Source organism: Mycobacterium botniense, from assembly GCF_010723305.1.
Lineage (GTDB): Bacteria > Actinomycetota > Actinomycetes > Mycobacteriales > Mycobacteriaceae > Mycobacterium > Mycobacterium botniense.
Map to the genome: position 1 here is coordinate 1,451,256 of NZ_BLKW01000002.1, position 12,643 is coordinate 1,463,898.

Below are 12,643 nucleotides of genomic sequence, written 5' to 3' on the forward strand. Positions count from 1 at the left end.
GATTTCGCGTCGGGTCTGACCGGCGTGCGGCCTGCGCCGGCCCGCACGCCGCGCGGCACGGCGAGAGGGGCTGCTGCGGTGAGCAGAGTGGCTGTCACTGGTCCAGATATCAGGCAAGCCGGCCGACGTTACGCCGACTGTTCGATCGAAAACGCAGGGCCCAGTTCCCGGCTCCGATGCACCACGAGGAACTGTCCGGGCGCACTCGCCGCCGAAAGCAGCTCATAATCAAACTCCAGCTCACCGAAGTCGCGATGCCGGAGGCGTTTGATCTTGCCACCGGATACGCCCACGTCATGACTTTTCCACATCCGGACGAAGTCAGTGCTCTTCTCGGAAAGTTCCTGGATGATCTCAGCCACATCGGGCTGGTCGATATCCGCGCCCATGATGCGGTGCAGCGTGGCGATGGCGGTTTTGGCGTAGGATTCCCAGTTCACCCAGACGGTTTTCGCCGCCGGGTCCAGGAAAAGCAGGCGCAAAATATTTCCGGTGGTCTTGAATTGATCGAACAGCAGCGACGCCTGCGGATTTTCGGCCAGCACATCGCACCGATGGTTGACGATATAGGCAGGACCGAGTGTCCAGGTCTGCATGAGCAGCAGCAGATACTCCGCCGGGCTTTGTTGCGCACCGGTTTTCCACCGCCATCGGTGTTGTGGGATCGCCAGATCGTGCAAATACGCCGCCTCGTCCGGAGACAGGCCGAGCGCAATCACTAAGGCGTCTAAAACCTGAACAGACGGGTGTTTTTCGCGTCCTTGCTCCAGTCGCGCGTAATAGTCGGCACTGATCCCGGCCCGCGCAGCCACCTCTTCGCGGCGCAACCCAGGGGTCCGTCGGCGCCGCGCAAACTCACCGTCGTGCCCCGGGCACGGTGCTATCGCCTCGCGACGGGCACGAAGAAACTCCCCTAACGTGGTCGTCACGAAGGGATGCTAACGCCTCCATCGTCCTGGGTGTCAGACTCCTAGGTAAACCTCGCCCTGCCTGCGATCGGGGGGCGGCTACCACCATAGGTAGCCGTGGTATCCGTCGACCGGTCGTCTCTGCATGCTCCTCATGACACGTCGGCGAGCATTCCGTCAATCGGTCTGTGTATGAGACCGGACTGGATTTCGATTCGCGCGGTAACGGTCGGTTTGCGGACGGGCGGTTTTGTCGTGCAGCGAAGCGGCGGCGCGGCGATTCACCGCGGTCTCGGTCCCGCCGCGGCGAACCGGATGGGGGCAATGATCCGCGAACGCAATCGAAACGGCGCCAGGCACCAGGTGGGTTTAAGGAGATACGGTCGGCTCGGCCGTGCCGGGTCCGCAGCTGAAATGGGTTGACATATGCTGGGAGTTCTCAAGCGGATGTGGATACCGTTGGTCATCGCGGCGGTGGTGATGGTCGGCGGTTTTGTCGCCTATCGGTTGCATGGAATCTTCGGCTCGCACCGTCTTTCGGCGGCAGGACAGGTTGAATCGATTGTGCCGATCAATGTCAAGCGGGTGACATACGAAATCTTCGGTCCCGCGGGTACGGCAGGCTACGTCACATACTTAGACGAGAACGCTCAGCCCCACGGGGCGAATTTCACCAGCCTGCCCTGGTCGCATACCCTGACCACGACCCTGCCGGGAGTGTTCGCCGCCGTGGTAGCCCAGGGTAATAGCGACACGATCGGGTGCCGGATTGTTGTTGACGGCCGGCTCAAAGATGAGCAGTCCACAACCATCCTGAACGCTCAGACTTTCTGTTTGGACAAAGCCGCATGAGCGGCAATGACACCCAGGAGTCGTTTCTCGCGAGAACGATCCACCGGCTGGCGGTGCCGATCATCGTGGGCTGGCTCGCGCTTACCGTCATCACCTTCATCGCCGCGCCAAAGCTAGAAAAAGTCGAGCGCGACAACACGGTGGGCTTGTTACCCGCCGACGCTCCCTCGCTCATCGCGATGAAGCGTCAGGGCAAGGTATTCCACGAGTTCGATTCCGACAGCGTCGCCATGGTGGTGTTGGTCGGCGACAAGCCACTGGGAGCCGAGGCGCGCCGCTATTACGACGGTCTGGTGCGTGAACTCGAACACGACACCAAACATGTCCAGCATGTGCAGAACTACTGGGGCGACCTGATCACCGCCGCGGGCAATCAGAGCGCCGATAGCAAAGCCGCCTACGTGCAGGTGAACCTTGTCGGTGATCAGGGCACCACAGCGGCAGACGAATCGGTGCACGCGGTGGAACACATTGTGGCGCACTCACACCCGCCGGCAGGGATCAAGGCGTATGTCACCGGGCAGGCGCCGCAGACCACCGACACCACCGAGGCCGGCGACAAGAGCATGGGGCAACGGGTCGCCATCACGATCGTCGTTGCCGCGATCATGCTGCTTATCATCTATCGCTCCCTGGTCACCGTCCTGGTGGTGCTCCTCGTGGTCTTCGTCGAATTGGGCATTGCGCGAGGGGTCGTCGCGACGATCGGGAACTTTCACGTCATGGGGTTCACGACGTTCGCCGTCAGCCTGCTCATGTCGCTGGTGATCGCGGCGGGAACTGATTACGCGATCTTTTTCATCGGCCGTTATCACGAGGCACGCCACGCGGGCCAGAATCGCCAGACCGCGTTTTACACCACTTATCGCGGGGTCTCGCATGTCGTCTTGGGATCGGGTCTTACCGTTGCCGGAGCGATGCTGTGCCTGCGGCTGACTCGGCTGCCTTATCTGAATACGCTGGCGATTCCCTGTGCGATCGGGCTGCTCGTGGTGATCGCCGCCTCGCTCACCCTGGTTCCGGCCATTCTCGTCGCGGGCGGTCGTGTGGGTCTGCTCGACCCGAAACGACCGATCAACGTGCGCGGGTGGCGCCGGATAGGCACCGCGGTGGTGCGGTGGCCCGCGCCGATCCTGGCCGGCGCCCTCGTCGTGTCGATTGTCGGGGGGCTCGCCTTGCCGGGCTATCAAACCAGCTATGACAACCGCCGCTACATTCCCGCAAGCCTGGGATCCAATGTCGGATACGCCGCGGCCCTTCAGCATTTCACCTACGCCAGACTCAATCCGGACATATTGCTCGTCGAAGCCGACCATGATCTCCGGAATCCGGTCGACATGCTCGACTTGGACCGAATCGCGGGCAACATCTTCCGTGTACCCGGAATCGCCAGGGTGCAAAGCATTACCAGGCCACTGGGGTACAACATCGAACATGGCACCATTCCGTTTCAGGTGGCGATGGGCCCCATTCCCATCAGGGACAACCTGCGATATCTGAAAGATCGTCTCGACGATATCCTCAAACTGAGCCGCGACGATCTCGGTCTCCAGATTGCGACTTTAGAGCGCATGTACAAAGTACAGCAAGACCTGACCAATTCGATTAACGACAGCGCCCACGTTACGGAGGAGACTGCCGCCATTACGGACGAAATACGGGATCATATCGCGGATTTTGACGATTTTTGGCGACCGATTCGCAGCTACTTCTACTGGGAAAAACACTGCTTCGACATCCCTATATGTTGGTCGCTCCGCTCCATCTTCGATGCGTTAGATGGCTTTGACAAACTCACGGATAAATTTCATACTCTCGCCAAAGATCTGCAAAGAGGTGCTGACGCGAGCCGGGAGTTATCTCAGTTGATTCCGCCGATGATCGACGTCGCAAAGTCGATGCAGACCACATTTTTGACCCTGTACAGCAGTTTTAACGACTTGGTCACCCAAATGGACCGCATGACCGACACGGCGACCCTGATGGGCAAATTTTTCGACCAAGCAAAAATTGACGGTCTCTTCTACATCCCGCCGGAGGTCTTTGGTAGCCATGACTTTCAGCAGGGACTCAAACTGCTGGTCTCTCCCGATGGCAAAGCCGCCCGCATGATCATCACCCACGACGGGAACCCGGCGTCAACCGAGGGCATCTCACATGTTGACGCGGAACTCAAGGCCGCCCGCGAGGCCGTCAAGGAAACCCCATTGGCCAACGCCAAATTCTATCTCGGCGGCACTGCGGCGACCTGGAAAGATATCCAGGAAGCCACCAAATACGACGTGATGGTCGAAGCTATGGCCGCGCTGATACTGATCTTTATCGTCATGCTGGTGATCACGCGGGCCCTGTTTGCCTCACTGGTAATCGTCGGCACCGTGGTGCTCTCGCTGGCTACCGGTTTTGGATTATCCGTACTAGTCTGGCAGCACCTGGTCGGCCTGGAACTGAACTGGATCGTGTTGCCGTTCTCGGTGACTATCCTGCTCGCCGTGGGATCGGACTACAACTTGTTATTGGTCTCGCGGTTCAAAGAGGAAATCGGCGCCGGCCTGAAAACGGGTATTATCCGCGCAATGGGCGGCACCGGGGGAGTCGTCACCGGCGCTGGCCTGGTATTCGCCTTCACGATGGCCGCATTGGTCGTCAACAAACTGCGCACGATTGGACAAGGGGGCTCGACCATCGGGCTGGGCCTGCTGGTGGACACCCTGGTGGTGCGCTCACTGATGACGCCCTCGATCGCCACGCTGCTGGGACGGTGGTTCTGGTGGCCGCTGCGGGTGCGGTCGCGGCCCCTCTACCGTCCGCCGGCCGCCAGCTCAGATATCGAAGACGCCGACACGGCCGAGTTCGCGCGACCGTCGAATGTGTAGCTGGCGCTGCCGGTACAGCCCGGGCGAACCACGTAAGGGATTGCCGAACGGCACTGTCAGCGCCACCTGGGGCTACCAATGTCGCAGCGGCGCAGGGCTCCAGAGGCCGCTGCGTGTTGCCGAACCCAGGACGAGACGGGCGGGCTGGGCATCCGGGTAATAGGGCGTCAACCGCTCCAACGCCCCCCAGTCTCTGAACCAATCGTCTTTGAGGTAGCTCGGCACGGTGCTCGCGCGCACCAGCAGTTCGGTGATACCCAGCGGCCCGCCGCCGTTTTTGTCCATCACCGGTGAATTGGCCTCGGCGCCGAACCGGTCGGGCAAGATCCGCCATTTCGGCGTCTCGATGACACCGTTTTGGTGGCCGAACGGCCGCTGGCAGGGGAATGCGAGGCCCACCAACCAGTCCAGCAGCACCGGATCGGTCGAGCCGACAACCTGCTGCAATGAGCGCAGATGCGGAATGCGCGGCGGGGTCAACGCGATCCAGTGTTGCGGCGCCAGGTCATCGTCGTCGGCGATCACCCGCACCCGGGTGGCGCTGCGCGGGATCGCGGCCAGCGGCGCCCGCAGGTTCCGCCAGGCCGGGGCCGCACCCACATCGGCGAAACCCATTGCACCAGCTGGTTTTCCGTCGTCACCAGCCCACTGCACCTGCACCTCGCCCGGATCGAACCGCCCCGCCGCCGACACCACCAGCAGCGGCCCCGCCTTTTCCCGGGGCGGCAGCCGGTACCAGGCCGAGCGCAGCCTGGCCGGTATCTGCACCCCCGGGCGCCAACTGCCCAGCACCGGCGTGCGGGCCGGATCCAAGTCGTAGGGCAGCCGTGCGCGCGAACCGTTGATCCCCGGTGCGGCGGTCGTCCCGCCCTCGGTTCCGGCCTCGCTGCTGGTGATGAGCCCGTCGTCGCTGAGAAAACTGCGGTCACCGGGACGCTCCAGCACCGGGTCGGCCGAGACGTCGGCGGGAATGCCGTTGGGTTCGAATCCCTCAGCGAAGTTGGCGCCCAACGCGTCCCGCACGGGCACTCCGATCGGTGCGAGCATGCCGGCGTTGGGATCTTGCTCGACCATCACGTCGTCAGCCAGTCCGCATGTCTTGCCGGTCAGCGCCTGCAGATTAGAACGGCCCACCGACCACGCCGGATACTGGTGGATCATCGCCAGAGTCAGCGACAACACCTCGAAGAAGACTAACGCCCAAGACGCAACAGCCAAGGGCGACTGGGTGATACGCGCGACCCGCGAGGAATGCCGAAGCTGCGGGCCATCGCCGTTGTAGGCGAAGTGAAACCACGCGGCCACCAGCAGAGTAAGCACCGTCAGCCCCAGCAGCATCGTGGTGAAGCCGAACTTCCACTCGGGAAACTTATTTGACCACGGCACACCGAAACTGGACACGTACCACCAGCCGTTCACGCTGGCGAACGACAATGCGACCACGAACAGCACCACCGCGGCGAACACTGTGCGGTTGCGCCGCGAGCGCATCGCTGCCGCGGTGACCGCGACCGCAGCCAGTGCGCCCAGTGAGCCGGCCAGCCCGGCGAACACCCCGAAATGGTGTGTCCACTTGGTGGGGGTGAACATCATCGCGATGAACGAGATGACGGTGATGCCGATGATGCGCCGGCTTGGCCCGGCCGCGGTGCCGGGAATCCGGCCCTTGCGCAACGACATCGCCACCGACACCGCCAGTGCGACGGCCAGCGCCAGCACGGCGAACCGGCGCGCCACTGAGCCGTCCGGGCTGGCCATGAACAGCCGCTCGTAACGGATGTGTTCGTCGAACCAACTCAAGCTGGGTCCGACGGCACGTTTGAGCATGCTGGCCTGAATCTCACCGGCGAACGTCTGGTCGCGGAAAATCAAGATCACCGCCACCGTCGCCGCGGCCGCGATGGGCGCCACCAGCGGCAATACTCCAAACCGTTTGGTACGACGGTGCAGGATGGTGCGCAGCGGCCCGATCGCCACCAGCAGCGCCCCGATGGATGCGATACCGGTCGGCCCCGAGAACAGGGTCAGCGCTCCGATGATGCAGGCGACCGCGACCGGCAACAGCCGGCTGGTGGCCACCGCCCGCTCCACCGAACACCAGGTCAGCAGGATACCCAGTGCGATGATCGGCTCCGGGCGCAGACCGTTGTTCAGCGGCAGCCACACCGCCAGGAACATGCCTGCCGCCGTCCAGGCCGCGGCTCGGCTGTGTTTGACGGCGTGACCAAGTCGGGGAATGATCTCGCGGCTGATCACCCACCAGCACGTCAGCGCCATCGCCAGGGTGGGCAACCGCATCCAGATGCTGGCGGTGGTGACGTGCGCCCAGAGCGCCAGCAGGTCGTAGTACCAGCCGAACGGCGCCTCCGGCGTGCCGAACCAGCGGTAGTAGTTGGCCATATACCCGGCGTGCTCGGAGACGCGGGCCATGGTCAGGATGTAGCCGTCGTCGGCGGTGTTGGCGCCGACGAAATGCCACCACACCAGCACCGCAGTGACCAGCCCGTCCAGCCCGCTGAACGACCACCAGCGCGGCGGCAGAAAACGCCGGTGACGGGTGCCGTCAGCGGTGTCGAGAATATGCAGCGCGATCAGCGCAGCGACGGTCGCCGCCACCCCGAGAACCATCGCCGCCAGTTTCAGCGGTGTGGGTGAGCTGCTGTAGCGAGTGTCGAGCGTCGCCGAGAAGCTCAGCCCGGACGGTGCGGGCCCGGCCAGATCGGTGAACACACCGACGATTTGCGGCCGGAAATCGTAGCCCCCCCGTTCACCGCGAAGCGGCGCTCCGGGGTGGTCAGCGTGTGGGCCTTGCCGGAGCCCGACGAATTCCCCGACGACTTTGTCGGTGCGGGCGGTGAAGGTCAGCCGCTGACACGCCGGGCTGAGCACCTGGCCCATTGGGGCGGCGACTACCGGGGTGTTGCGCACCACGACCACCAGATCGCCATTGGCGCGTTCGATGAGCAGGCCGCGATCGACCGCGTTGGGTGCCTGCTTGGGCACCGTCGACAACAGCACCCGCTTGGCGCTATTGGCCGGTCCGGCCAGTCCGGCGGCTGCCCGGCACGGAATGGTGATGGACAGGTCGGTGGCCACATAACCGATCAGCGGGGCTTCGACGCTGGCGAAGACGCCGTTTTGGGGCCAGTCCAATCGGGCGGTCGTCTGGGTGACCGGCAGCAGTGGCGTGACGACCGCCAGCACGGTTCCCACCATGCCGGCGATCACGGCGACCACACGGGCCAGCCGATAATCCCGGGTGGTCCTGACCTTGCGGGCTGGGGGACCAGCCACGGTGAGCGGGCCGTCTCCGGCGAACGGCCCGGCCGGGGTGGTCAGGTGTTCCCCGGTTGTTCGGTAGTTTGCCCCCGCGGCAGTCACGGATCGATGGTAGTTGCGCGACCATTCCGGTGCGGTTTCGGTGGCCATCAGCCTCCCGCTTCCGGTCTGCGGATGGCCAGCACGAACGGGCCGATGTGCACGACGCTGAATCGCGGGTCGGCGAACAACGCGGCCGGGAGAGCGACCGTGTAGCGGCGGACATTGGGCTGGTTGGGGTACACGTCCTCGGCCAGCCGCAGGGTATAGGTGTTGTGCGCGCCGCGGCGCATCAAAAACACGGTCGGCGGCCGCCAGGGCAGCGTGTCCAGCGCGTGGATGAACTGTTGGGCCGTGGTGAGCCGTGACCAGCTGTTGATCTGGGCGGCTCGGCGGTCGAACTGCGCCAGGGGATTAGCGTAATGCGCGGTCAACCCTTGAAACCCCCAGTAGGGGTAGTAAGACAGGAAGCTGTAATCGGCCGTCAGAACAACCGTTTGGTTCCGCGGTCTGCCGGTGACCACCGTGATGACGCCGTCGATGGCCGGGTAGTACTTCTCCGAGCCCGGAGGGCGGCGGTCGCCGCGGTGGCCGAAACCGTCGGTGTCGGTGTAGGCGACAGTGAGGTCCGGTCGCAGCACCTCGGGGATGTCCTGGCTGAACGCGATCGCCCCGGCCAACCCGACCGCGGTGGCCACCGGGACGACGCTGCGCCCCCATCCGCGCTGGTGTCCGCGTACGGCCAGCGCCACGGTGACGTCGATGAACCCGAAAACACCTGCCGCGGTGAGCAGCACGGTCAACGTCGGCTGCAGCCGAAACGACAGCAGTGTGGTGCGCGCCAGTGTGGTCAGCATCGACAGCAGCGACCACAGGTAGACGGTGAGCACACCAATGGCCAGTGCGGTCGCCCGCACCGACGAGCGCGCGCGCACCACCAGCCACACCGTGCCCAGCATGCAGATCACGCCCAGCAGGGTGAACCGCAACATCGGAAATGTCAGCACCGCACCGTCGCCGGGCAGGTAGTGCTGAGCGCTTGCGGTGTTGCTCACCGGCTCATGGGCCGCCTGCAGCCAAAACGGCAGCCACGTGGTCGCGGCGATGAGTGCCGCGACCAGGCCGATCACGGTCAGCCTGATCACCGGATCAGCCATGGCGCGAAAGCCCTGCTGCCAGCGTGAACCGGCCAGCAGCAGCGCCATCACCGCGACCGTGAACGCGCTGTAGGCCAGCAGCAGGGTGTAGAAAGTGGCCGCGAAGCCGAGGAAGATCCCGGCGCCGATCACCGCGGCCCACCCGGAACCCGCCCCCGCAGACATATGAGCTGCGTCATGGCCGGCGCTGGGTGTGACAGAGGGGCGGCGGTCGCGGGCGCGCAGACCGGACCAGGTCAGGATCAGCATCGGCGGAAGCAGCACGGTGATCATCGCGGCGTACGGTTCGGGCGAGCTGTAGGCGAGCGTCACGGCGGCGGTCGCGGCGGTCACCATCAGTGCGTACTCGAAGCGGATCATGCGCCACCACAGCACCATTGCCACCGCAACCGCGATTGTGATCGAGGTAATGGCCCACGGCTTGTACATCTCCCAGCCGGGTGTGCCGCTCAGGGCCGCAGCGCGTCCACCGATCCAGAACCACCCCGGCGGGTAGAACGGTGGTAAGCCGAAGTAGGTCATATCGCGCAGCGCCGCGGTGTCGGTAAGCCGGGTCAGGTATTCGGTGCGGAACTGCTGATCGACCGAGATCCCGAAGAGGTACAGCTTGGTGGCGCCCAGGGGCATGCCCAGCGTCACCACACAGAACGCCGACACGAATACCAGCGCGCCGAGCCGGGCCGGCAAGCGCCACCGGCGGTCGCCGGCCTCCCGGCTACGCCGCCACACCCAGCCGGCGCCGATCAATCCGATCATGCAACCGACCTGCCCGACTGTGGTCAGGGCATGCAGCTGGTTCGACGACGGGTACGCCGGCCAGTTGACGTCGGCGATGGCCTTCAGGGAGACCGCCGCGACCACGATGGCCACCGCCACCGCTGCAATCATCTCGGCGATGGTGGCCAGTACGTTTCGCATGCTCAGATGGGCAGCTTGCGAAAAAGCCGTCGCGGCAGGTGCCGCAACACGATCATCACGTAGCGGAATGCTGGTGGTGCCCAAACCAATTCCTTACCTTTAGCAGACGAGGTCACGGCTAGCTCAGCGACATACTCCTTGTCGACGGTCAGCGGAGCTTCTTTCAGATGCGCGCTCATTCTGGTGCGCACCTGTCCGGGACGAACCACCAGAACCCGAACACCGAACTCGCGCAGCGCTTCTGACAGCCCAAGGTAGAAACCGTCCAGGCCGGCCTTGGTGGAACCGTAAACAAAGTTGGACCGACGTACCCGCTCGCCGGCGACCGAGCTCATCGCGATGATCTGACCGTAGCCTTGGCGTCGCATCCTTTCAGCGAGTAGAACACCCACGGAAACCGCTGCAGTGTAGTTGATTTCGGCGATCTGAACGGCTTTGCGCTGGTCCTGCCACAGCTCTTCGGCGTCGCCCAGCAGCCCGAATGCCACGACGGCCACGTCGATATCTCCGCCGGAGAACGCTTGCTCGATCACCTGTGGATGGCTATCGGTATCCAAAGCGTCAAAGTCGATCAACTCCACCGACTTGGCCCCGGCGCTCTTCATCTGCGCGACGGCGTCGTCGCGTCCCGGATCGTCGGGCAGACAGGCCAGTACGATGCGCGCTGGTGCGTTCCGCAGATAACGCTCGCAGATCGCGAGGCCGATCTCGGACGTGCCTCCGAGCAACAGCACGGCCTGTGGGTTGCCGACAGCGTTGAGCACCATTTACAACAGCTCCAGGCGCCGGGCCATGTCGGAGGCGAATACCCGCAGTGGATCGACCTTGCGGCGCACGGCGATCCACTCGTCGACGCGTGGGTACATGGCGTGAAACGTTTCAGCGGTGGTGCGGGAGTCCTTGGCGGTGTACAGCCTGCCGCCGAATTCCAATACCCGCCGGTCAAGCCGGGCGACAAACTCGCCCAGCCCGGCTTTAATCGGGAAGTCCACGCAGATGTTCCAGCCCGGGATCGGGAAGCTCAGCGGCGCGGCGTTGGCCGGACCGAACAGCTTGAACACGTTGAGAAAAGAATAGTGTCCGCTTGCCTGGATGTCGCGGATGATCGTCTTGAACTCGTCGACCGCCTCAACGGGAACCACGAACTGGTATTGCAGAAAACCCGCCGGCCCGTAAGCGCGGTTCCACTCCGCGAACAGGTCCAGCGGATGATAGAACTGGGTGAGGTTCTGGATCTTGCCGCGATAGGTTCCCGACTTGCGGTACCAGAGCTCACCGATCGGGGTGAACGTGTATTTGTTTGCAAGCCCGTTGGGGAAAAAGTCGGGAAATGTGAAAAGTTGCGGTGCATCAAATTTCAGGGGGTTACGTCGGAGCCTTGCAGGCAGCTGGTCGAGGCGGGCCAGCGACCCACGAGATACCGCAGCGCGGCCCAGTTTCGGAGGCGCGCTGATGGCGTCGAACCAGGCGGACGAATACGTGTAGTTGGCTTCGCTGCCGTCGCTGTGCAGTGCGATGGTTTCGTCCAGGCTGGCGGTAACGTCACCGTCAGCGACGAAATACGCCGTCTCGGTGGGCGTCATTTCGATAGTTGCGCGCAGGATGACACCGGTCAGCCCGTTACCTCCCACGGTGGCCCAGAACAGGTGGCTGTCGGGTCCCTCCGGCGTGATGCTGCGGATTTGCCCATCAGCCGTCAGCAGTTCGATGGAGCGCACGTGGTTGCCGAAACTGCCTGCGCTGTGATGGTTCTTGCCGTGGATGTCACAGGCGATCGCGCCCCCGACGGTGACGTGGCGGGTACCCGGCAGCACCGGGACCCACAGACCGAATGGCAGCGCCGCTTTCATCAGCTGATCCAGGCTGACACCGGCATCGACGTCGGCCAGGCGGGTGTCGGCGCTGATCGAGTGGATGGTGTTCAACGGTGTCATGTCGATCACCAGCCCCCCGCCGTTCTGCGCATTGTCGCCGTACGAGCGGCCCAGTCCCCGGGCGATCACGCCCCGGCCACCTGCGTCAGCGGCTCGCACCACCGCCTGGGCGATCACCTCGGGATCGGGTGTGGAGAGCACATGGGCCACCGAGGGCGCCGTGCGGCCCCAGCCGGTAAGCCGCATACGCGTGGTCGGCAGGTCGTGGTTCGACATCGTCAAAGAGGGTACCGCTCGTGGCGGCGGCCGGCTGGTCAGCTTGTGCCCGCTGACGAGCCATGTGAGACCGCAGACCCGTGTCAGTCGGCCCGGAAGATCACCGATCGCTGCACGACGAAGTTGATCACCGTCGCCGTCGCCTGCGCGAGGACGAACGCGACCGGGACCGCCCACGTCCGGTAGCTCAACAGTGCCAGGCACACGTGGTTAAGCCCGACCTGGACGGCGAAGGTAAGCCCATAGAGCACCATGACCGCGGCGAACCGGGCCGTGCTGGGTGGCGCCTGAAATGTCCACCGGCGGTTGATCAGGTAGGCGGTGATCGTGCCCGCGACGAAGCTGGTTCCCTTGGACATGTCCACCTGCAGGTGCACCGCTTTGTACAGCAGCACATAGAGGCTGAAATCGACGATTGCTGACAGCGCGCCGACGATGATGAACCGCCGGACCTGGGTCGTCAG

At 64.0% G+C, this 12,643-nt stretch carries 8 protein-coding genes; 2 read left to right on the plus strand and 6 right to left on the minus strand.

Annotated features, from left to right (window positions below):
- Positions 1-128: 128 nt before the first annotated feature.
- Positions 129-929 carry a helix-turn-helix transcriptional regulator gene (locus tag G6N08_RS06730; RefSeq protein ID WP_163755461.1) on the minus strand — a complete coding sequence of 267 codons (801 nt, stop codon included), beginning with the start codon at positions 927-929 and terminating at the stop codon, positions 129-131.
- 405 nt (positions 930-1,334) lie between these two features.
- Here G6N08_RS06730 and G6N08_RS06735 point away from each other — a divergent pair, with 405 nt between their 5' ends.
- Positions 1,335-1,760 carry an MmpS family transport accessory protein gene (locus tag G6N08_RS06735; protein ID WP_163755463.1) on the plus strand — a complete coding sequence of 142 codons (426 nt, stop codon included), beginning with the start codon at positions 1,335-1,337 and terminating at the stop codon, positions 1,758-1,760.
- A complete protein-coding gene (locus G6N08_RS06740) occupies positions 1,757-4,636 on the plus strand; it encodes an MMPL/RND family transporter (RefSeq protein WP_163755467.1) in 2,880 nt (959 codons plus the stop codon). Before G6N08_RS06735 ends, G6N08_RS06740 begins: the two co-directional genes overlap by 4 nt.
- A 72-nt stretch (positions 4,637-4,708) precedes the next feature.
- On the opposite strand, the gene G6N08_RS06745 is transcribed toward G6N08_RS06740, so the two are convergent.
- From G6N08_RS06745 to G6N08_RS06765, 5 genes are all read right to left on the minus strand, one after another.
- Positions 4,709-7,852: an arabinosyltransferase domain-containing protein gene (locus tag G6N08_RS06745; RefSeq protein ID WP_163756785.1), complete on the minus strand. Its 3,144-nt coding sequence runs from the start codon at positions 7,850-7,852 to the stop codon at positions 4,709-4,711.
- Positions 7,853-8,064: 212 nt separating this feature from the next.
- Positions 8,065-10,029 carry a galactan 5-O-arabinofuranosyltransferase gene (locus G6N08_RS06750; RefSeq protein WP_163755469.1) on the minus strand — a complete coding sequence of 655 codons (1,965 nt, stop codon included), beginning with the start codon at positions 10,027-10,029 and terminating at the stop codon, positions 8,065-8,067.
- Between the two features lie 2 nt (positions 10,030-10,031).
- Positions 10,032-10,796, minus strand: coding sequence for a decaprenylphospho-beta-D-erythro-pentofuranosid-2-ulose 2-reductase (gene dprE2, locus G6N08_RS06755; RefSeq protein ID WP_163755470.1), 765 nt, complete (start codon positions 10,794-10,796; stop codon positions 10,032-10,034).
- Positions 10,797-12,179, minus strand: coding sequence for a decaprenylphosphoryl-beta-D-ribose oxidase (gene dprE1, locus G6N08_RS06760; RefSeq protein WP_163755472.1), 1,383 nt, complete (start codon positions 12,177-12,179; stop codon positions 10,797-10,799). It lies immediately after the preceding gene.
- Between the two features lie 83 nt (positions 12,180-12,262).
- On the minus strand, positions 12,263-12,619 hold the full coding sequence (locus tag G6N08_RS06765; protein ID WP_371869002.1) for a GtrA family protein: 357 nt from the start codon (positions 12,617-12,619) through the stop codon (positions 12,263-12,265).
- Positions 12,620-12,643 lie beyond the last annotated feature (24 nt).

Coding starts and splice junctions, on each gene's coding strand:
- G6N08_RS06745 (WP_163756785.1), bottom strand. CDS start 7,852: ATGGTGGGAACCGTGCTGGCGGTCGTCACGCCACTGCTGCCGGTCACC.
- G6N08_RS06740 (WP_163755467.1), top strand. CDS start 1,757: ATGAGCGGCAATGACACCCAGGAGTCGTTTCTCGCGAGAACGATCCAC.
- dprE1 (WP_163755472.1), bottom strand. CDS start 12,179: ATGTCGAACCACGACCTGCCGACCACGCGTATGCGGCTTACCGGCTGG.
- G6N08_RS06735 (WP_163755463.1), top strand. CDS start 1,335: ATGCTGGGAGTTCTCAAGCGGATGTGGATACCGTTGGTCATCGCGGCG.
- dprE2 (WP_163755470.1), bottom strand. CDS start 10,796: ATGGTGCTCAACGCTGTCGGCAACCCACAGGCCGTGCTGTTGCTCGGA.
- G6N08_RS06750 (WP_163755469.1), bottom strand. CDS start 10,029: ATGCGAAACGTACTGGCCACCATCGCCGAGATGATTGCAGCGGTGGCG.